Source organism: Parafrigoribacterium soli, assembly GCF_040227235.1.
GTDB lineage: Bacteria > Actinomycetota > Actinomycetes > Actinomycetales > Microbacteriaceae > Parafrigoribacterium_A > Parafrigoribacterium_A soli.
On record NZ_JBELNZ010000002.1, the window covers coordinates 753,392 to 773,441 of the forward strand.

Sequence of the window (20,050 nt, forward strand, 5' to 3'; positions counted from 1 at the left end):
ACCAAGGGTGGAGATGGGGGGAATTGAACCCCCGTCCACTGCTGTGGTCGTGTGCCTTCTACGGGTGTAGCCAGTGAAAGCGTTCTACTCGGCTCCGGACTTTGCCACTGGCATCTAATCCGACGAGCCCAGCCCTGGTTAAAGTCCCTCGCAGCCCTCGGGCGTAACTACGAAGCAATCTCTCTAGATAACGCCAGAACCCGGGTAGAGAGCATTCCCGGACTGACGGACTTCATTTAGTGCTTTTGCTTAGGCAGCAAGAGCGAAGTCAGTGCGCTTTGAATTGGCACTTATATTTTGCAGACATCGTTTACGAGATAAGCCTGCCTCCTCGACCCGCTTCTCACAGTTGCTCAGGCAATGTCGAAACCGATCATCCCCATGCGCCCCATGAAAGGGAGGTCACTACCGCGCGCTGTTGAGTTGTCACTGCTGCAACCATCGGATGCAGCCCTACAGCTTAGAACATCCGGGCGGCACTTTCTATGCCCACGAGGATTCGCCTGACACAGAGTTCACCGAGCGGCCATCTCGACGTTCCTCGGGATGTGCTGGGATTTCTTAGACGCTTCTTAGAGTAATTCAGCAAAACTCCCCCCGACGGCTCCGACCGTCTCCGTGGGAGGAAACCAAGGTGAAACGGCTGACGAGGCGTGCGAAAAATCGGGTTCGGCAGGTGAGGCGTGCACTCGCTGCAGAACTGCGCGCACTCGTTCAACGGGGCGCGATTCGCGACCGAACGGTGCTGTACGAGTCGTTCGAGGGTAACGGGGTTCTCTGCAACCCGGAAGCGATCTTTCGCGAACTGCTCCGCAGCGTCGACCTGCGCGACCTGACGCACACCTGGGTGCTCGACAGCCTGCACGCGCACCAGGACATCCAGAAGGAGTTCGCGCACAACCCGCGCGTGCAGTTCGTGCGCTACCGGTCGCTGCAGTACTTCCGCGCTCTCGCGACGAGCAAATTCCTCGTCAACAACGCGACCTTTCCGCCCGAGTTCGGCAAGCGGCCGGGCCAGATCTACCTCAACACCTGGCACGGTACCCCGCTCAAGCACATGGGCTACGACATGCCGAACGGCGCCATGGGCTCGGCCAACACGCTGCGCAACTTTGTTTCCGCCGACTACCTCCTCTCCCAGAACTCCTTCATGACGGAGCGGATGTATGAGAAGGCGTACAGACTTCGAGGAATCTACACGGGGAAGATCATCGAGGCGGGATACCCGCGCGTCGATCACCAGTTCCTCGGCGCAGACGCCGTTGCTCGCGACCGGTCGCGGCTTGGGTCGGCGGGCCTGGATCTTCGCGGCCGCCGCATCGTGCTGTTCGCTCCCACCTGGAAGGGCGATTCGTTCACGGCACCGGAAGACGACGCCCGCCTGCTCCTCGAAACGGTGCAGGCCGTGCAGCAACGCCTCGGCGCGGATGAGTACGTCGTGCTGCTGAAGACCCACCAGGTGGTGCATCGCTTCGCCGTCCACGATCCGGCGCTCGCCCGGGTTCTCGTACCGAACGACATCCCGACGAATGCCATGCTCGGCCTCAGCGACATCCTCATCACCGACTACTCGTCGATCTTTTTCGACTTCCTCGCCTCCGACCGCCCCATCGTCTTCTACACACCGGATGCGAGCGCCTACTCCGATTCGCGCGGCACCTACCTGCCGACCGAGCAGTTGCCCGGCCCCAGCTGCTTCACCGTGGATGAGCTCGCTGAAGCCGTGCGGGAGGCGGGAAGCGATCGGACGCCGCAATCGACTCGGGACGCCCGGTACCGCGACGCCAAGGAGCGCTTCACGACGCACGACGACGGAAGCGCGGCGGAACGAGTGGTGGACATCGTCTTCCGCGGTAACACCGCAGACCCCGCCGTGCTGTCGATCTCCGACGACACCCGCATCCCCGTGCTGCTGCACCTCGGCGGAATGCGCTCGAACGGCATCACCTCGGCGGCGCTGAACCTGCTCGGTGCCATCGACCACGACAGGTACGACGTGTCAGCCGTATTCGCTCGCCCGCGCGGCGCACAGCAGAGAGCGAACCAGGCCAGGATCGATCCCCGGGTACGGCAATTCCATCGCATGGCTGGCATGAACGGCAGCAAGGTCTCGCACCTTCGCCGCAAGGTGGCCGACATCCGCCATGAACCACTTTCCGCGCTACCCGCGCTCCAGCACGAGTTCTGGAACGATGAGTGGCGCCGCTGCTTCGGCCAGAGCCGCTTCGACTCGGTGATCGACTTCAGCGGATACAGCCCATTCTGGGCGAGGCTGCTGCTGCACTCCCCCGAGGCCCGACGGTCGATCTGGCTGCACAACGACATCGTCGCCGAAGCGGACCGCGTCATCCGGAGGCGTAGGCGGATGCGAGTGGGCCTGCGCGCGGTGTTCGCGCTGTACGAGTCATTTGACGCGCTCGTCTCGGTGTCACCGAGCCTCGACCTGGTCAATCGCGCGTCGCTCCTCGAGCCGTACGGGCTGCGAGCAGAGCAGTTCGTGGCGGCGCGCAACCTGGTCAACAACCGGCAGGTCATCGAGGGCATAGCGCAGGATGTGCGCGAGCTCGCCCAGCATCCGGTGGATGCGGAGACCGGCGAGATCGTCGTGCCGGACTGGGCGCGCTCACTCGCAACCGACGACGGCCTCACGTGGTTCGTCACGGTGGGCAGATTCTCTCCGGAGAAGAACCAGGCGCGGCTTCTGCGCGCGTTCGCCGCGGTGCACCGCGACAACCCCAACACCCGACTGCTCCTGGTGGGCTACGGGCCGCTTCGGAGCTCGCTCGAAACGCTGCGCGACGGACTGGGGCTCGCGGGCGCCGCCTTCCTTGTCGGACCGTACGCGAACCCCTTCGCCATCGTCGCCGCAGCCGACTGTTTCGTCCTCTCCAGCAACTACGAGGGGCAACCGATGGTGATCCTCGAGGCCGCGATCGTGGGCCTGCCCATCGTGTCCGTCGACTTCAATTCGATTCACGACGCGCTCCCCCACGACGGCATCCATGTCGTGGCGCAGGACGATGACGCTCTCGCCGAGGGAATGCGCGACTTCCTCGCCGGCAGCGTGGCACCGTGCTCGCTGGATGCGGAGGACTACAACCGCGAGGCGATCGGGGAGTTCTACGACGTCGCTGTCGGTCGCGCGCTCTCGCGCGTGTGACGCGGAGGGGATGACGGCGCCCGGTAGATTGGAGGCACCAGGCGGTGCGTTCTCTTCGACCGATGCGGAGCCTCCCATGCGAGTCGCCACTCCCCCCGAGCAGCCGCGGCTGCTCCTCATCGAAGACGACCCGCAGCTCGGTCCGCTGATCGCGCAGGTTCTCTCTGAGAACTACGACGTCACACTCGAAACCGACGGCCAGCGCGGCATGGTCGCCGGTCTGAGCGGCAACTTCGACGTCATGGTCATCGACCGCCGGCTTCCCTCGCTCGACGGCCTCGCCGTGGTCGAAGCGCTGCGGCGCAAGCGCGTCACCACGCCCATCCTGGTGCTCACCGCGCTCGGAACCCTGCCGGACAAGGTCGGTGGCCTCGATGCGGGTGCGAACGACTATCTGGTCAAGCCATTCGAGTTCGACGAGCTCCTGGCCAGGCTGCGCGCACTCAGGCGCACCTTCACGGGCGAGGGGGCCATGATCCGCGTCGGCTCGTGGGAGTTCTATCCCGAGAGCCGCACGATCTATTCGCCCTACGACGGTCGCGTTCTCCTGACCCCGCGGGAGACGGCGCTGCTCAGGACGCTCGCGGAGAACCCGCGCCAGACGTTCAGCCGGCAGCAGCTCCTTCACGCGGCATTCACCTCGGATGACCAACCCGGAACGGTCGACACCTACGTGCACTACCTCAGACGCAAGGTCGATCTCGACGTCGTTCTCACCGTGCGCGGCCAGGGCTACCGCCTGGGGGACATATGAACGAGCGGCAGGCCAACTCCACGACCGTTGACGGCGACACCCTCGCCGTGCGGCGCGCCTCCCGCCGCGTGGGCATCCAGATCGCCGTCGCATCCACGGTCGTCGTCGTGGCGATCATCACGGGTATCTACCTGTTCGTCATCACGAAGGTGAAACCGGGAGAGGTCTTCGAACTCGTTCCCGATCCCGAAAACCTCGACGTGAGCGCCGGTGATGTCCTGCGCGGGGCGGTCGTGCTGGGCATCGTGCTCATCGTGTGCGCCGGCATCCTCGGCTGGTTCATCACGCGCCAGGCCGTGCGACCGCTCGGCAACGCACTGCGCATGCAGCGCACGTTCGTGGCGGATGCGAGCCACGAGCTGCGCACGCCGCTCACGGTGCTCGACGCGCGGCTTCAGGTGCTGCAGCGAGGCCTCGCGGCAGACGACCCATCGGCCGCGACGGTCGCGCAGCTGCGCGATGACGCGAAGTCCCTGGTGGATGTCGTGAACGATCTGCTGCTGGCTGCCGAGCCGACCGCTGGGCCGAGCGCTGAGACGGCGGCAACGCCTGTGAGACCGGTGATCGACGCCGTTGCCACCTCGATGCAACTCATCGCGGATGAGAAGGCGGTCAGGATCACCGCGGCCGACATCGAACCCGTCTCGGCCGTCATCCCCGAAACGAGCCTGCACCGCTGTCTCGTGGCGCTGCTCGACAATGCCGTGCGCTTTGCCCCGGAGGGATCCGAGGTCGCCATCGGTGTGTCGGCAACGCGCTCCTTGGTGGAGATAACGGTGAGCGATCGGGGGCCGGGAATCCGGGACATTTCCCCGAGGCGCATCTTCGACCGCTTCGCCCACGGCAGGAGCGCCGGGGAACAGACCACGGCGACGCGAAGCGGTTTCGGCATCGGCCTCGCACTCGTTCGGGACATCGCCACCCGACACGGCGGTTCCGTCACGGTGGTGCGCAGTTCAGCAGAGGGAACCGAGATCGGCCTCTCTGTGCCGCGCGCCCGCTAAGCGGTCTCCGCCGCGAGGTTCAGACCTCGGCGAAGTCGGTCCGTTCGGCATCAACCTCGGTCAACACTGCCACGGCGTATCGGGCGATCACCGCGATGCCTGCCAGCGCCAGCACTCCGAAACCGGACGCCAAGATCCACTCCATCTCGAACCCTCCCGTGTGTGGCGCCTCCCGATGCTGCGCGCTTCCCATCACTCTGTCGCACCGCTGCCCAGAAACCTCAAAGAATGCGGCACCGTGGGCCGCGGAGGGCGTGGGTTCGAGCCTCAGCTGAGTGCCGCTGGCCGCTGTTTCACGGGCGCGAGCCAGGTCGCAACGACGACGCCCGTGATGGAACCCGCGGCCATGATCGCTGCGAGCACCACGATCTGAAAGCGACCCGCCTCGAGTGGCGAGACACCACCGAAGATGGCGCCGACGAAGGCGCCGGGAAGTGTCACGAGTCCCGTCGTCTTCGACTGGTCGGTCGAGGGGATGAGCGCGGAGTAGACGGCACCGCGCGCGAGGGCAAAGGTGGACTGCCTCGGGGTCGCACCGAGCGCAAGCCAGCCCTCGACCTCGTCCCAGTGGTCGCCAACGGCCTCGTTGAAACGGCGGCCGGCGAGAGTCGCAATCGACATGGTGTTGCCGATGACGATGCCGCCGATCGCCAGGGCATAGCGCGGCGCGAACTCGATCGCGCCCGTCGCGAACACGATGCCCAGGGTCACGACGATGGCGAGCGCCATCGACCCGAACATCATGCGCGCGTGCTCCCACGACCAGCCCACCCGGCGCGTCGCCGTGGAGGCGGCGACGCTGAACATCACGAGCAGAGCCACGGTGACCCAGAGCGGGCTCGAGATGACACCGGCAAGCACGAAGCTGATGATCGCGAGTTGCACGGTGCCCCGCAGAATCGCGAGAGCGGGGGCCGACCGATGCGGGACGCGATACGCGGTCAGCACGGCAGTGGCCACGAGGATGAGGATCGCGACGCCGGTCAGACTCGGCAGAATCGTTGCTGCCCATGCCATGCACAGAGCTTAGCCGGGCGAGACGACCAGCATCACCGTCGCGTGCGCATCCACCTGGCGGACGAGTGGCGACACCGTGTCCGAGACGCCACCGGTCCAGACGTCGACGACGTGGTAGCGCGCCAGCGCGCCGAGCGAGGTCTTCGACAGGGCCGCGGAGAGGCTCGTCCCGTGGTCCGTCTCATTCGTCAGTGTGATCGCGACCGAGCCGTCGGCGAGATCCTTGGCGAGAACGAGCTGACCCGAGGCGTCGGACAGGATGCGCGCCTGCCCGCCGAGCACATCCTGGTCGATGGCAATGGCGCGGGCGTTGCCGAGGATGGCCAGGGCATCCGCACCGGCAGAGCCGAGGTCGTTGCCCGCCAGCAGCGGTGCCGCCATCTCGCACCACAGGCTGAACTGGGTTCGATACTCCACGGTGGTCATTCCGCCGTTTCCCACCTCGAGCATGTCCGGATCGTTCCAATGGCCGAGGCTCGCACTCGGGGCCAGCGCGGCGTTCGTGTTCGCTATGCCGATCATCGAGGCCCAGGTGTCGTGGATGTCGTGCGTGGTGCGCCAGAGGTCCGCGACCGACGCCCGCCAGACCGCGACCGGCGCCTCGGGCTTGTCGTGGATGCTGAACACGATGGGGCGACCCGTCGTATCCAGTGCCTGCCGCATCATCGAGAACCCGGACCGCCTGGAGACACCGTCCCGGTCGGCGCTGCACCAGTCGTACTTGAGATAGTCGGCTCCCCAGGAGGCAAAGGTGCGCGCATCGAGTGACTCGTGCCCAAGGCTCCCGAGTGTGCCGGGATAGTCGTTGTACAGCTCCGCGCAGGTGCGCCTGCCGGGCGTCGCGTAGATGCCGAAGGAGAGCCCCCGCGCGTGGATGTAGTCGCCCAGCGCCTTCATGCCCTGTGGAAACCGGGTGGGGTCGGCCCTGAGTCGGCCACGTGCGTCGCGGGTGGGCGCCTGCCAGCAGTCGTCGACATTGACGTAGCGGTAGCCGAGGGAACGCAAGCCGTCACGAACGATGGCGTCCGCCGCGGCCTCGACGTCGGCCGCGGTCACCGAGCAACCGAAGTGGTTCCAGCTGTTCCAGCCCATCGGCGGCGACGCGGCCAGAACCTTCGTCGCGGCGGGAGCCGGTGCGCTCATCCGCGTGGTCGCTGACGAATCGACCGAGCCGCAGGCGGTGAGCGCCAGCACGGATGCCGTGGCGACCGCCGCGAGGAACAGCCGAGCCAGCTCACGCGTGCCTCGCATCCGAGATCTCCGTTCGCTCAGGCGTTCTCCTCGCCACCACGGTAGTGCCGCAACGGGGATCCGGCGATCACCGCGTCAGTTCGATGATGTCATCGCTGTGCTCTTCGTACCGGTGCACCTCCGAGTACCCCAGGCGGCTGAGCGTGCCGAGGTCGTAGCGCGCCGCCTTCTCCCCCGGCCAGTGGAGTTCGACCAGCCAGACCGTGTGGATTCCGCCGAGGCGCAAGCCGACGGATGCGAGCGGGTAGACCGAGTCATGCCAGACGTCGGTCATCCAGAACGGTGACCTGAGTGCCACATCCTCGAGTCCGGCGAACCCGGCCGGATACATGCGCATCGCGAGGCGCGGACGCCTGGAAGGCCGCGCCGCCTCGTCGAAGAGCACTCCGTCGCCCGGCGAAGCGTGGGCGTGGATGACCGCTGCGACAACGGCCCAGTCGCTCTCGTTCTGTGCGAATGCGGTGCGCTGGGCAACGTAGCTCGGAGCCGCGGCGAGAGCGATAGCCACGAGCGCGGCCGCGGCGACCCACCAGCGGTGAGCCCGCGAGAGCAGCCAGCCGATGAGCAGCGCCGCCGACGGCGTGGCGAAGGAGAGGTAGCGCGAGGAGTAGATGGCGTGGATCGAGTCGACGGCGATGAGGATCGCCGCCGGCGCGAGGAGCCAGACGAGCGAGAGCACGACCAGGCTGGGCACAGCAGCGCCTTCCGGCCGTTCACGATGCGGGCCGACGACACGACGAGCACGCCGCCATCCGACGCAGGCGACAACGGCGGCCGACGCGACCAGCGCCCAACCCAGCACCGCGAGGACGGGATTTCCGAACCAGGGAGTCACGGTGGTCGTGATGAAAGTGGTTGCGTGCCGGTGCGCGAGAAATCCGATCTGTCCGCTCTCGGCGATGCCGTATCCGATCACGGGCGCCGTGAGAACGATTCCCCCGGCTGCTGCCTTCAGCCAGCTTCGCCACGGCCCCCTGTGCTTGAGCGCCAGCACGGTCGCGGCGTGGGGCACCACGATCAACAGGCTGAACAGGAACACGTAGCCGCACACGGCGAGTCCGAACGCGTAGAGCACCCAGAGCCTCGTTCGCGGCCTCTCGGAGGTCAGCACCGCCACCAGCAGGATCGTCAGCCAGGTGACGCAGGCGGCGCTGAGCGCGTATCCCCTCGCCTCCGCCCCCATGTAGGTCAGTCGCGGCAGCACAAGACACACGATCCCCGCCAGGATGCCGGCGCGTCGCCCGCTCAGCCTCGTGGCCAGCACCACGACGCCGGCAACCGTGATGCCTGCGGCGAACGCACTCGGCAGTCGCACCGAAAACGGGGAGGGGCCGAAGAGACCGACCCAGAAGTGGAGCAACACATAGTAGGTTCCGTGGACCGCATCGACGTGACCCAGCATGCGAAACAGCGATGGCAGCGAGCGCTCGGCCGAGAGCACGCTCGCCGCCTCATCGCCCCAGAGTGACGGGATCCAGGAGCCGGTGGCAACGAAGACGACCGTCGTCAGTCCGAGGACGATGGCGGGCGGTGCCGAAGAGTGTCGAAAGCGCGCGCGGGTCTCCTGCCGCCCCGGAGTCTGCAGGACACCGAGGGCGACCATGTCAGAGAGCCTTCTGCGCGTTGTGCTTGACGGACAGAACCGCGACCAGCCCGATGATCGCGATCAGGGCCACGATGGTTACGGGGCCGGTACCGAGGTCGAGGCCGCCCCTCGCGCGACTCACCGCGCTCCAGTCAGCGAAGGATGCACCCAGCGGCCGCGTGAGCACGTAGGCGACCCAGAACCACAAGACGGCACCGGTGCGACGGATGCGGTACACGACCGCGGGCACGGCGATCAGCACCGCGCAGAGCAGGCCGGAACCGAGGTATCCGAGCCCGACCGTCCTCGCGAGGAAGTCGCCCACGGCGGTGCCGAGCGCGAAGGTGACGATGATGGTCGCCCAGTAGAACAACTCCCGGCGGGGCGTCGTGATGCTGTGGATCGAGAGGGTGCGCTCCGTGCGCCACCAGACGATGAAGACAACGGTCAGTGCGACGGCGAAAATGAGGCTGGATGCGCCGTAGGGGATGCCCACGACGATGTGGGCGACATCCGCGATCATCGTGCCGAAGACGCTCACCATCGTCACCAGCAACCAGTAACGCCAGGGAACGTAGCGCGGTGCCCTGAACTGCACGACGAAACAGGCGAAGAATGCGACGGCCGCAAGGAGCACGACGATCACGGGGTCGAATGCCTTGACCAGGTAGTCGGAAGCGGTCTCCCCCATCCCCGTGCTGAGCACCTTCACGACCCAGAACAGAACGCCGACCTCGGGCACCTTCGACAGCACACGCACTGCGGCACGCAAGGTGGTGCTGTCGGTCATGCGCCCAGTGTCCCAACCGAAACCTGACAACCAACCGGTTTCTGCGCCCGGCATCCTGAGTATCTACACAGCCAGCCACACAGTGCGGCTGCGGACGCACTCAGTCGCCGAGGTTGCGCCGGGCAGACATCGCGCGATCGGCCTCGCGGTTGTCCTGACGCTCACGCAGCGCCTGGCGCTTGTCGTACTCGCGCTTTCCCTTCGCCACGGCGATCTCGACCTTGGCGCGCCCGTCGCTGAAGTAGATCGAGAGCGGAACGATCGTGTAGCCGCCCTCCTTGGTCTTGTTCTGGATCTTCAGGATCTGGGCCTTGTGCAGCAACAGCTTGCGCTTGCGCCGCGGCGGATGATTGTTCCAGGTGCCCTGGTTGTACTCGGGAATGTGCACGGCATCCAGCCAGGCCTCACCGAACTCGACGAAGGCGTAGCCGTCGACGAGCGACGCACGACCCTCGCGCAGCGACTTCACCTCCGTGCCCGTGAGAACCAGTCCGGCCTCATAGGTGTCTTCGATGGTGTAGTCGTGGCGGGCCTTGCGGTTGGTGGCGACGACCTTCTGGCCACGTTCCCTGGGCACGATTGACTCCTTGACAAGTGCCTGCACCGCGCAGGCAGCCCAACAGTCTAACGCGGTCGCCGCGCGCGACGGGTCAGACCTTCAGATAGCGACTGATCGCGACGCCTGCGGAGGTCGCCGCAAGCACTGCACCGACCACGAGCAGGATCGGCACCACGATAAACGCCTCAGTCATGCCGATGAAGGGTGTCGCCGACGGTGTGGCATTGAGGTAGCCCTGCACGAAGATCTTGACGACCGCGACCACGGCACCGCTCGCGAGAACCGAGCCGATGAGGGCAGAGATCACCCCTTCAAGGATGAACGGCGTCTGGATGAAGCGGTTCGATGCACCCACGAGCCGCATGATTCCAAGCTCCCGCCGCCTCGAGAACGCGGAGAGTCGGATGGTCGTCGCGATCAGCAACACCGCGGCAACGAGCATCAGGGCCGCGATGCTCACCGCGGCCACGCTCGCGATGTTGAGCGCCGAGAAGATCGGCTCGAGGTACTTGCGCTGGTCCTTGACCTGCTCCACCCCTGGCATCCCGGAGATGTTCTCGACGAGCACGTCCGACTGGTTCGGGTCTTTCATGTTGACCCAGAAGGTCTCGGGCAGAAACTCCGGCGTGACGAAGTCGGAGCCGGTGGTGCTGCCGAACTGCTTCTTGTACTGGTCGTACACCTGCTGGTGGTTCTGGAATTCGACGTTCTTGATGAGCGGCGCGAGTGTGGCGGACTTCAGCTGCGCATCCACCGCCTTCTTCTGCGCCTCGGTGGCCTCGACAAGCTTGCAGCTGCCATCGGTCGAGAGGTCGGTGCAGAGGTAGATCGCCACCTGAGCGCGGTCGTACCAGTAGCCCTTCATCTGCCCGATCTGCATCTGCAGCAGGATCGCGGCCCCCACAAAGCTCAGGGAGATGAAGGTGACGAGCACCACGGAGACCACCATGGAGAAGTTGCGTCGAAGGCCGCTGCCGACCTCGGACATGATCAGTCCGAACCTCATTCTGCGAACCCCCTGGGTGCGTAGGGCAGTTCGTCTTCTGCCTCGGGCACGGTCTGTATGGCCTGGGTATCGTAGCCGCCGTGGCGCTCATCTCGGACGACCTGGCCACTCACGAGTTCGATGACGCGACGGCGCATCTGGTCGACGATGCCGGCGTCGTGGGTGGCCATGATCACGGTCGTGCCGCTCGCGCTGATGCGTTCGAGCAGGGTCATGATGCCCGCACTCGTGGAGGGGTCGAGGTTTCCCGTGGGCTCATCGGCCAGGAGGATGGCGGGGCGGTTCACGATGGCCCGTGCGATGGCGACGCGCTGCTGCTCACCGCCGGAGAGTTCGTGCGGGAATCGCGCGGTCTTGCCTGCGAGGCCGACCATCTTGAGTACGTCGGGCACGGCCTCCTGGATGAAGCCGCGGGACTTGCCGATCACCTGCAGCGTGAACGCGACGTTCTCGAACACGGTCTTCTGCGGCAGCAGTCGGAAGTCCTGGAAGACAACACCGAGGTTGCGACGGAAGTACGGCACCTTGCGGCTGGAGAGGTTGCCCACGTCCTGTCCGAGCACGTGGATCTTGCCGCGGGTGGGGTTCTCTTCCTTCAGCACGAGGCGCAGGAAGCTGGACTTGCCGCTGCCGGAGGCACCGACGAGAAAGACGAATTCGCCCCGCAGGATCTCGAGCGTGACCGCATTCAGCGCCGGCCGCGTGTTCCCCTTGTAGAGCTTCGTTACTTGATCAAAGCGAATCATGACTGTTTGAGCCTAGGCAGCATCCGTCGATCTGCGGTCACGACAGGCCGCGAGCCGCCCAGTCGCAGCGTTCTAGCTGTGATCCTGCTTGCGCCAGCGGATGCCCGCGTTGATGAAGCCGTCGAGGTCGCCGTCGAAGACGTTGGACGGGTTGTTGACCTCGTACTCGGTGCGCAGGTCTTTGACCATCTGGTACGGCGCGAGCACGTAGCTGCGCATCTGGTCGCCCCAGCTGGCGGTGATGACGCCGGCCAGTTCCTTCTTGGTGGCGGCCTCCTGCTCCTTCTGCGCCACGAGAAGTCTCGACTGCAGCACGCGCATCGCGGCCGCGCGGTTCTGGATCTGGCTCTTCTCGTTCTGCATCGACACGACGATGCCGGTCGGGATGTGCGTGATGCGCACCGCAGAGTCCGTCGTGTTGACCGACTGGCCGCCCGGGCCGCTCGATCGGAAGACGTCCACCCGGATGTCGTTCTCCGAAATGTCGATGTGGTCGGTGTCTTCCATGAGCGGAATGACCTCGACCGCGGCGAAGGAGGTCTGACGCTTGCCCGCCGAGTTGAACGGGCTCATGCGCACGAGCCGGTGCGTCCCCGCCTCGACGCTCAGCGTGCCGAAGGCGTAGGGCGCATCCACCTCGATCGTCGTGGACTTGATGCCGGCCTCTTCGGCGTAGCTTGTGTCGAGCACCTTCGCGGAATAGTTGTGCTGCTCGGCCCAGCGCAGGTACATGCGCTGCAGCATCTCGGCGAAGTCGGCGGCGTCCACTCCCCCGGCGCCCGCGCGAATGGTGATGACGGCAGCGCGGGAATCCCACTCGCCGTTCAGCAGGGTCTGCACCTCGAGTTCGCCCAACAGCTTCTGGATGCTCGCGAACTCGGTGCGCACCTCGGCCGCGGCTGCCTCATCCGATTCCTCGTTGGCCAGTTCGACCATGACCTCGAGGTCGTCGAGCCTCGACTGGATGCTCGTGATCTTGGCGAGCTCCGCCTGCCGGTGGCTGAGGTCGCTCGTAATGCGCTGGGCCTTCTCGGTGTCGTCCCACAGGTCGGGCACGCCCGCCTGTTCGCTCAGCGAGGCGATCTCGGCCTCGAGCCGCTCGACTCCGACGACCGCACGGATGTCCGCGAAGGTGGAGCGGAGGGCGCCGATCTCTGCAGAAAAATCAAGCTCGTCCATGTCGCAGCAAGCCTACCGGAGTGCGCTGTTCGCACGTTCTGCGTCACCCACCTCCGATAACATCGAACGAGTGACCAGTCCGCAGGAGCAACCCTTCAGCTTCCGCTCGATCGCACTCCCCGCGCTGCTGCCTACCCTCCTGTTCTCGATCGGTGAGGGCGCCATCGTGCCCATCATCCCGATCGTGGCGAACAACCTCGGTGCGAGCCTCGCGCTCGCCGGGCTCATCGCCTCGATGATCATGGTCGGCGAACTCTTCGGCGACATCCCGAGCGGCTGGATCGTCAGCCGAATCGGCGAGCGCAACGCGATGATCTACGCCGCCCTGCTCGCGATCGTCGGGCTCATCACGGCGACGTACTCGCCGAACCCGTGGCTGCTGGGCGTCGGCATCCTGCTGATCGGACTCGCGACCGCCGTCTTCGCGCTAGCCAGGCACGCGTTCATGACGAGCTTTGTTCCGCAGGCCTACCGGGCGCGGTCGCTGTCGACGCTCGGCGGAACGTTCCGCTTCGGATACTTCGTGGGCCCCTTCATCGCGGCCGGCGTCATCCATCTCACCGGTCATACGCAGTCGGTGTTCTGGGTGCAGGTGATCGGATGCCTCGGCGCCGCGATCACGCTGATGATCCTTCCCGACCCGGCCGCGACGCTCGCCGCCAACCGCGCCGTCACCGGGCTTCGCGAGGGGCAGGAGCTCGTCGCCGAGGAATCGGTGGGCCTCATGCGCACGATCTACAACGCGCGCGCCGTGCTGCTGAGGGTGGGCACCGGTGCCGCGCTCATCGGGGCCGTGCGGGCGAGCCGCCAGGTGATCCTGCCGCTGTGGGCCGTGAGCATCGGCATCACGGATGCGAACACGGCGCTCATCATCGGAATCGCCGGCGCGCTCGACTTCGGCCTGTTCTATGCGAGCGGTCAGATCATGGATCGCTTCGGAAGGTTGTGGAGCGCGCTCCCCTCGATGATCGGCCTGGGCATCGGACACCTCGTACTCTCTGTGACGCACGATCTGCCGAGCAACGTGGAATGGTTCATCGCGGTGGCCATGGTGCTCTCGCTCGCGAACGGGATCGGCAGCGGCATCCTCATGACCCTCGGCGCCGACCTCGCCGACAAGCGAAATCCGGCGCCGTTCCTGGGCGCCTGGCGCTTCACCGGCGACTTCGGCAGCGCGGTCGCGCCGCTCGCGGTCGCGGGCATCACCGGGCTGGTCTCGATCACCGTCGCAAGCGGCGTGATGGGCGTGCTCGGACTGCTGGGGGCGGGCATCCTGTGGCGTTATCTGCCGAGGTATGTGCCGCGCAAGCCGCGCGACCAATAGCATCATCCTGTGATTCCCACCGCGAACCTCGCAGCTTTCGCCGTCGCCGCATTCCTCCTCATCATCCTTCCCGGCCCGAGCGTGCTGTTCGTAATCGGCCGCTCGCTCGCGCTCGGGCGCCTCGGCGGACTGCTCAGCGTCGTCGGCAACGCGATCGGGGTGTTCGCCATGGCCGTCGCGGTGGCGTTCGGAGTCGGCGCGATCATCGAGCAGTCGATCGTGGCGTTCACCGTGGTCAAGATCGCCGGGGGCGCGTACATGATCTACCTCGGCATCCAGGCGATTCGGCATCGCGACCGGGTCGCGCAGCACACCATGGCGGGAGTGACCCGGCGCGGTCACCTCAGAACGCTCGTCGAGGGCGTTCTCGTGGGAGTGTCGAACCCGAAGGTCATCGTGTTCATGATCGCGATCCTGCCGCAGTTCGTCGACCATCGCGCGGGCAATCTGCCGCTGCAGCTCATCATCCTGGGCCTCGTGTTCATCACGATCGGGCTGCTGAGCGACGGCGTCTGGGCGCTCACTGCGGGTGCGGCCCGCGACTGGTTCGCACGCTCCCCCAAGCGCATCGCGAAGCTCAGCGGCACCGGCGGTGGGATGATGATCGGCATCGGGGTGGCCGCGTTATTCGTGCCGCACGGTAGTGACTGACGCGCATCCGCTCCGCGCGCACTCTTTCGTCGCGCGTGCCCGTCTGCGCCGACGGTGCCCGCTGAAACTGGCACGCTCGGTGATCTTGGCCACCCACGCGACTAGGGTTGGGCACCACAGCCCGGATGGGGCGGTGCGGCGAGAAGGGACGGAACGACGTTGAGCGGACTGGCCGGTTGGCATCTGTTGATGATCATCGCGTCTTTGCTCCCCTTCGCGCTGTGGATCGTGGCACTCGTGCAGATCGGCAGCAGCAGAGCCTCGGTCGGAGCGACGGTGGTCTGGGTCGTCATCGTCACGCTCGTGCCGGTGATCGGACCAATCGTGTGGCTCATCGCGGGCAAGCGCTCGATCGCACAGTCGACGGAGCCGCCCGGCGAGTAGCGGTTCCTCTCTCCCCTCTCCGCCCGCGTCCGTGCGCCGAGCGTGCTCGACGGGCTGAGTCCGCTTCGACAGGTTCAGCGGACGGGCGGGTGAGTCAGTAGAAGACGGAGCGGGCGAGCGCCGTGACGTCGATGCGGAAACCCTGCGGGACGAGGAGCGAGACCACCGGCGGGCGCCAGTAGGCCGAGAGCGCGACGGTGGCGCTGCGCCCGTCCACCGTTTCGGCGCGGTCGACGTGCAGCGATTCGAACTCGGTGCGCGGGTTGTCTTCGAGGTATTCGGCGACCGCGGCAGCGACATCCGGGGTTTTGAGTGTCGGGCGAATGCCGGTGGGCGTCGCGGCGACGGCGTCGACTGTGAATGCCTCTGCGCCCGCGAGCGCGGCGCCGTCCGCGACGGTAAAGAGGCGCTTGCGTTCTATGTAGAGCGAGCTCGCGGCGACCACGAGCAGGATGAGCACGAGCGAGAGAAATCCGTAGAAGATCGTGAGCGGCAGGATGGAGCCCTCGTCGTCGGACATCCGTGCCGCCATAGTTCGTTCGCGGCTCATCGCGCGCTCCAAAACTTGGAGACGCGCTCGCTCGCGGTCGCCTTGAGTGGCACCGACAGCGGCACGTCGACGTTGATGACCGAGGGTGCGAGCGGCAGCCGCACCGAGACCGCGATCGAGACCGTGATGGTGCCGAGCCTGGTCAGACAGTCGGTGGGCTCAGGCGTGCAGGTGACCGAGACCGTCGCATCCTTCGCGTCGAGCCCGTAGTCCTTCAGCCCGAACTGGATTGCGCGCTCGGTGCGTGCCTGCGCTTCGTCGACCGTTGCGGACTGCACGAAGACACGCACGGCCTGCCGCGCGGCACCCTCCACGGCGAGCGCGCCCGCCTGCACCGCGGCCATCACGAGCACGAGGTAGACGAGCGGTAGCAGCAGGATCATTCCCGTCGTAATGAACTCGAGCGAGGCGTTGCCGTCGTCGTCAGTCCAGCGTTTCGACCGCAGCATGACCGGTCACCTCCAGTCCACCGTCGATGCCGACCAGCCCGATGAGCGGCAGCGGCGCGTGCACGGTGATCTCGGCCGCGGGATGCCCGAGGTAGCTCCCATACTGTGCCGTCACGTCATGCGCATACGAGGCACCGATCGCGGTCGTGATGAGATCGCGGGTGCGAGCCACCCCATCCGGCAGTCCGCTGTCGGCGAGCGCGGCGTATCGGGCGCCCTCCGCTGCGGCATCGAGCACGGTGTTGCGGATGTGCAGCGCGAGCCCGAGCTGCATGACCGAGAGCGTGAGGACGGTCAGCAATCCGCTCACCATCACGAACTCGGCAACGGCCGAGCCTCGATCGTCGCGCAAGGTTCGCAGCACGGTTCAGAAGTTGAGCACGCGGGAGATCGCCTGCTGGAACACGTTGCTGAGCGCGGGCCCGGCGATGGCCCAGATGATGATCACGAGCCCGGCGGTCATGAGCGTGATGAGCACCCAGCCCGGCACGTCGCCACGGTCTTCGTGCTGAAGCCTGTGCAGGAATCGCTGCCCGAGGGTACGCAGTGTTGTCACGGTGTTTCCTTTCGATCGGAGGTCTAGAAACCCATTTGGAGGACGAAGATGCCGGGAAAGATCGCGAACGCGATCGTGGTGGGGAGAATGAGGAACACGAGCGGAACGAGCATCGCGACCTCCTTTTTTCCCGCAAGTTCGAGCAGCTCGCGCTTGGCGTCGTCGCGACCGTCCTGCGCCTGCGCCCGTAGCACCTCGGAGAGTGGAGTGCCTCGCTCGAGCGCGCCGACGATCTGCTCGACGCAGCGCGAGAGAGCGGGGAGGCGGATGCCGTTCGACATGCCCTCGAGTGACTCACCGAGCGGAAGACCGGTGTTGACGGCGGCAACGACACTCGAGATCTCCCCCGCGAGCGCACCATGGCTGATGCGCGACACCCTTCGCAGCGCATCCAGGATGCCCTCACCGGCCGAGAGGCTGAGGGTGAGAAACTCGAGCACCGTCGGCAATTCGCTCGAGATCCTTTCGAGCCGCGCTCGTGCCGCTCGCTGCAGCAGGTAGTCACGCAGCACGACGCCCACCGCGCCCGGCACCACCACAATCAGCAGTTGGAGCATGGGCGCGAGCGCCTGGCTGCGGGAGATGGCGACCACGGCAAGGAGTCCGGCCACCGCGCCGCACAAGCCCCACACCAACTGCCGCGAACGAAACGCCTCGACGCTGAGTGCGGACCCTGACTGGCGAAGGCGAAGCGCGATCGTGGCCGCGCCACCGAGCATGCGCCCCAGCAGGGCTCGTGCCCGCTCGAGGAGCGGTGCGAAAAGCATCCCCACAACGGGAAGCGGGTCGCTGGTGCGGCGATCGAGGAGCTCCCGCGCGCCCGTCGATACGTCCGCGAGGTATGGGGCGACGCGGCTGACCAGCCTCGGACGCCCGAGCCTCGGCAGCAGGCTCGCGAGAGACCACAGCCCAAGCCCGAGCGTTACACCGCAGACCGCCGCCCACGCCGAGAGCGACGTCACTGGAACCACCTGCGTTCCTCCGGCATCCGCCCGAGCTGCTGCATGAGGCGATAGGCGAGAACGCTCACGACGAGCCCGCCGACGATGAGTCCGATGCCCGCCGTGGTGTTGTACGCCGCGGCGGCCTCCGGTCGGGAGGCGAGAAGGAGCAGGATGACCCACGGCGCTGCCACCCCGAGCTTCGCGGCGTTCATCACCCACGACTGCCGCGCTTCGACCTCGGCGCGGATGGCGGCATCCTGTCGAAGGTATGCGGCGAGGTTGCGAAGCACCGTCGTGAGTTCGCTGCCGCCCACCTCGCGAGACATCCGCAGTGTTTCGAGGATGCGATCGGAGACCGGGTCGGCGAGCGCCGCCTTCAACTCGTCGAGACAGAGCGCGAAATTTCCGGTGCGGCGGTACTGCCGCTCGAAACGTGCGAAAGCACCGCGAGCAAATGCCGGACCGGTGTGGGCGAGCGCCATCACGCTGTCGGGCAGGGCGAGTCCTGAACGCACCGCGGAGACGAGGTGGTCGACGACATCGGGCCAGACCACCCGATTCGCCCGGCGGCGTGCGTTCGCTCGCCAGGTGACAACCGCGAAGGGAAGTACGAACGCCGTGAGGGCTGCCGCGACCGCGAGGGCGGCCACCGGGACGAAGGCGAACACGAGTGCGGCACCCACAAGGGCCGCGAGGCAAGAGACCACGACGAAGGCGGCGACGGATGCCCTCGGCATTCCCGCTTGCGCGAGCCTCACCCGCAGCAGTGCGGAGAGCGCGGACTTTTCGCGCCGCGATCCGGTGTCGCGCGGCCAAAGAAAGGGTGAGAGCGCGAGCAACAGTCCCAGAGCCAGCAGGCAACCGAGCACGACACTCATGCGGCGCCCTCCGCGAGGACGACCGACAGATCGAAGCCGGCCGCGCGAAACTTGGCGGTTTTCGTGGGATACCCGCCCGTAGCCGCGAGCGTGCCGCGCTGCATGGTAAAGATGGTGCTGGCTTCGATGATCGACCCCGACGTCTGTCCGCTCGTGGCGAGGATCTCAACGATCCTGCGCGTGCCGTTTCGAGCGAGTTCGCAGTGCACGACGATATCGATGCTCGACGCGACCGTTGGAACGACGAAGGATGAGTCGATGTTGCGGCCCGCGAGCAGTGGCAGCGTCGAGAGTTTCGACAGGGCATCCCGTGCGCTGTTGGCGTGAATGGAGCACATTCCGGGCAGCCCGGAATTGAGCGCGATGAGGAGGTCTAGCGACTCGGCCTCGCGCACCTCGCCGACCACGAGGCGGTCGGGGCGCATCCGCAGTGCCTCTTTGATCAGTCGCCGCAGCGTAATCTCGCCCGTGCCCTCGAGGCTGGGCTGCCGGCACTGCATCGCGACGGTGTCGCGGGCGCTGAGGTCGAGTTCGAAGGTCTCCTCGACCGTGACGATGCGCTCGTTGGGCCTCGCCGACGACAGCAGGGCGTTCAGGAGCGTGGTCTTACCGCTCTGCGTCGCGCCCGAGACGAGGATGTTCTGCCCGGCGAGCACGCACATGCGCAGGAATTCGGCCGCCTGTTGCGTGACCGAGCCGAGGCTCACGAGCGTCTGCAGGTCACCGATGCGCCTGGTGAACTTGCGGATGTTGACCGCCCAGTGCTTCTGCGTGATGTCGGGGATGACCACGTGCAGGCGGCTGCCGTCGGGCAGCGAGGCGTCGACGAAGGGCGAACTGAGGTCGACGCGGCGACCGGAGGACTGCAGCATCCGCTCGACCAGGTCGCGCACCTGACTGCCGGTGAGCTCAACCGTCGTCAGTTCCGGGATGCCGTTGCGGGCGACGAAGACCCGCTCCGGCCCGTTGATCCAAATCTCCTCGACCTCCGGGTCGTCGAGGAACGGCTGCAACGGGCCGAAGCCGGTGAGGGTGGCGACGATCTGCTTTGTTGCGAGCGACTCGTCTGCCAGCAGCGGGAACGAGCCTCCTAGAGCACGTTCGCTATATCGCTGCACCTCGTCGTGCACGTAGCGCTGGGCCAGCGCGTGATCGCCACCGAGGTCGATGCCGTCGCGGCGCACCCGCTCGCGAACCTGCTCGGTGATGATCGATACTGCCTTCGACATTCGGCAATCATGAACCAGGAGCCGCAAGCCGCGT

The 20,050-nt window shown here is 66.3% G+C and carries 22 protein-coding genes and 1 other RNA gene; 6 read left to right on the forward strand and 17 right to left on the reverse strand.

Going from position 1 to position 20,050, the window contains the following annotated elements:
* Positions 1-5: 5 nt before the first annotated feature.
* Positions 6-381: a transfer-messenger RNA gene (gene ssrA / locus ABUA37_RS07885) on the reverse strand.
* 295 nt (positions 382-676) lie between these two features.
* Between ssrA and ABUA37_RS07890 the strand changes: the two genes are divergently transcribed.
* From ABUA37_RS07890 to ABUA37_RS07900, 3 genes are all read left to right on the forward strand, one after another.
* The gene (locus ABUA37_RS07890) at positions 677-3,160 is read left to right on the forward strand and encodes a glycosyltransferase (protein ID WP_349898576.1); all 2,484 of its coding nucleotides are present in this window, start codon (positions 677-679) and stop codon (positions 3,158-3,160) included.
* Between the two features lie 76 nt (positions 3,161-3,236).
* On the forward strand, positions 3,237-3,914 hold the full coding sequence (locus ABUA37_RS07895) for a response regulator transcription factor (RefSeq protein ID WP_349898577.1): 678 nt from the start codon (positions 3,237-3,239) through the stop codon (positions 3,912-3,914).
* Positions 3,911-4,918, forward strand: coding sequence for a sensor histidine kinase (locus ABUA37_RS07900; protein ID WP_349898578.1), 1,008 nt, complete (start codon positions 3,911-3,913; stop codon positions 4,916-4,918). Before ABUA37_RS07895 ends, ABUA37_RS07900 begins: the two co-directional genes overlap by 4 nt.
* A 19-nt stretch (positions 4,919-4,937) precedes the next feature.
* Here the strand turns inward: ABUA37_RS07900 and ABUA37_RS07905 are convergent, their stop codons facing one another.
* The 9 genes from ABUA37_RS07905 to prfB all read right to left on the reverse strand — a co-directional run bounded on the left by ABUA37_RS07905 (position 4,938) and on the right by prfB (position 13,051).
* Positions 4,938-5,063: a hypothetical protein gene (locus ABUA37_RS07905; RefSeq protein WP_349898579.1), complete on the reverse strand. Its 126-nt coding sequence runs from the start codon at positions 5,061-5,063 to the stop codon at positions 4,938-4,940.
* 122 nt (positions 5,064-5,185) lie between these two features.
* On the reverse strand, positions 5,186-5,935 hold the full coding sequence (locus tag ABUA37_RS07910) for an ABC transporter permease (protein WP_349898580.1): 750 nt from the start codon (positions 5,933-5,935) through the stop codon (positions 5,186-5,188).
* A 9-nt stretch (positions 5,936-5,944) separates the two neighbouring features.
* Complete coding sequence (locus ABUA37_RS07915; protein ID WP_349898581.1) at positions 5,945-7,186, reverse strand: glycoside hydrolase family 27 protein; 1,242 nt, start codon at positions 7,184-7,186, stop codon at positions 5,945-5,947.
* A 67-nt stretch (positions 7,187-7,253) separates the two neighbouring features.
* On the reverse strand, positions 7,254-8,789 hold the full coding sequence (locus tag ABUA37_RS07920) for a glycosyltransferase family 39 protein (RefSeq protein ID WP_349898582.1): 1,536 nt from the start codon (positions 8,787-8,789) through the stop codon (positions 7,254-7,256).
* A gap of 1 nt (position 8,790) precedes the next feature.
* A complete protein-coding gene (locus ABUA37_RS07925; protein WP_349898583.1) occupies positions 8,791-9,561 on the reverse strand; it encodes a COG4705 family protein in 771 nt (256 codons plus the stop codon).
* Between the two features lie 100 nt (positions 9,562-9,661).
* Positions 9,662-10,138: an SsrA-binding protein SmpB gene (gene smpB / locus ABUA37_RS07930; protein WP_349898584.1), complete on the reverse strand. Its 477-nt coding sequence runs from the start codon at positions 10,136-10,138 to the stop codon at positions 9,662-9,664.
* A gap of 73 nt (positions 10,139-10,211) precedes the next feature.
* Positions 10,212-11,126 carry a permease-like cell division protein FtsX gene (gene ftsX, locus ABUA37_RS07935; protein ID WP_349898585.1) on the reverse strand — a complete coding sequence of 305 codons (915 nt, stop codon included), beginning with the start codon at positions 11,124-11,126 and terminating at the stop codon, positions 10,212-10,214.
* Entirely contained in the window at positions 11,123-11,872 is a 750-nt protein-coding gene (gene ftsE / locus ABUA37_RS07940) for a cell division ATP-binding protein FtsE (RefSeq protein ID WP_349898586.1), read from the reverse strand. Before ftsE ends, ftsX begins: the two co-directional genes overlap by 4 nt.
* Before the next feature lie 72 nt (positions 11,873-11,944).
* Positions 11,945-13,051, reverse strand: a complete 1,107-nt coding sequence (gene prfB / locus ABUA37_RS07945) for a peptide chain release factor 2 (protein ID WP_349898587.1) — start codon at positions 13,049-13,051, stop codon at positions 11,945-11,947.
* A gap of 70 nt (positions 13,052-13,121) precedes the next feature.
* Here prfB and ABUA37_RS07950 point away from each other — a divergent pair, with 70 nt between their 5' ends.
* The 3 genes from ABUA37_RS07950 (at position 13,122) to ABUA37_RS07960 (ending at position 15,410) form a co-directional block, all read left to right on the forward strand.
* Positions 13,122-14,375 (forward strand): MFS transporter, encoded by a 1,254-nt coding sequence (locus ABUA37_RS07950; RefSeq protein WP_349898588.1) that lies wholly within the window; start codon positions 13,122-13,124, stop codon positions 14,373-14,375.
* A gap of 9 nt (positions 14,376-14,384) precedes the next feature.
* On the forward strand, positions 14,385-15,026 hold the full coding sequence (locus tag ABUA37_RS07955; protein ID WP_349898589.1) for a LysE family translocator: 642 nt from the start codon (positions 14,385-14,387) through the stop codon (positions 15,024-15,026).
* 189 nt (positions 15,027-15,215) lie between these two features.
* A complete protein-coding gene (locus ABUA37_RS07960; RefSeq protein WP_349898590.1) occupies positions 15,216-15,410 on the forward strand; it encodes a PLDc N-terminal domain-containing protein in 195 nt (64 codons plus the stop codon).
* Between the two features lie 94 nt (positions 15,411-15,504).
* On the opposite strand, the gene ABUA37_RS07965 is transcribed toward ABUA37_RS07960, so the two are convergent.
* From ABUA37_RS07965 to ABUA37_RS07995, 7 genes are read right to left on the reverse strand one after another with little or no spacing between them, the layout of a single operon-like run.
* Positions 15,505-15,960, reverse strand: a complete 456-nt coding sequence (locus ABUA37_RS07965) for a pilus assembly protein TadG-related protein (RefSeq protein WP_349898591.1) — start codon at positions 15,958-15,960, stop codon at positions 15,505-15,507.
* Positions 15,957-16,409 (reverse strand): hypothetical protein, encoded by a 453-nt coding sequence (locus ABUA37_RS07970; RefSeq protein ID WP_349898592.1) that lies wholly within the window; start codon positions 16,407-16,409, stop codon positions 15,957-15,959. The genes ABUA37_RS07965 and ABUA37_RS07970 overlap by 4 nt, the downstream gene beginning before the upstream one ends.
* Positions 16,384-16,773 carry a TadE/TadG family type IV pilus assembly protein gene (locus ABUA37_RS07975; RefSeq protein ID WP_349898593.1) on the reverse strand — a complete coding sequence of 130 codons (390 nt, stop codon included), beginning with the start codon at positions 16,771-16,773 and terminating at the stop codon, positions 16,384-16,386. The genes ABUA37_RS07970 and ABUA37_RS07975 overlap by 26 nt, the downstream gene beginning before the upstream one ends.
* 3 nt (positions 16,774-16,776) lie before the next feature.
* Positions 16,777-16,965 carry a hypothetical protein gene (locus ABUA37_RS07980; protein ID WP_349898594.1) on the reverse strand — a complete coding sequence of 63 codons (189 nt, stop codon included), beginning with the start codon at positions 16,963-16,965 and terminating at the stop codon, positions 16,777-16,779.
* A gap of 23 nt (positions 16,966-16,988) precedes the next feature.
* The gene (locus tag ABUA37_RS07985) at positions 16,989-17,936 is read right to left on the reverse strand and encodes a type II secretion system F family protein (protein ID WP_349898595.1); all 948 of its coding nucleotides are present in this window, start codon (positions 17,934-17,936) and stop codon (positions 16,989-16,991) included.
* Positions 17,924-18,787: a type II secretion system F family protein gene (locus ABUA37_RS07990; RefSeq protein WP_349898596.1), complete on the reverse strand. Its 864-nt coding sequence runs from the start codon at positions 18,785-18,787 to the stop codon at positions 17,924-17,926. The genes ABUA37_RS07985 and ABUA37_RS07990 overlap by 13 nt, the downstream gene beginning before the upstream one ends.
* Complete coding sequence (locus ABUA37_RS07995) at positions 18,784-20,016, reverse strand: CpaF family protein (protein ID WP_349898597.1); 1,233 nt, start codon at positions 20,014-20,016, stop codon at positions 18,784-18,786. Before ABUA37_RS07995 ends, ABUA37_RS07990 begins: the two co-directional genes overlap by 4 nt.
* Between the last annotated feature and the right edge of the window lie 34 nt (positions 20,017-20,050).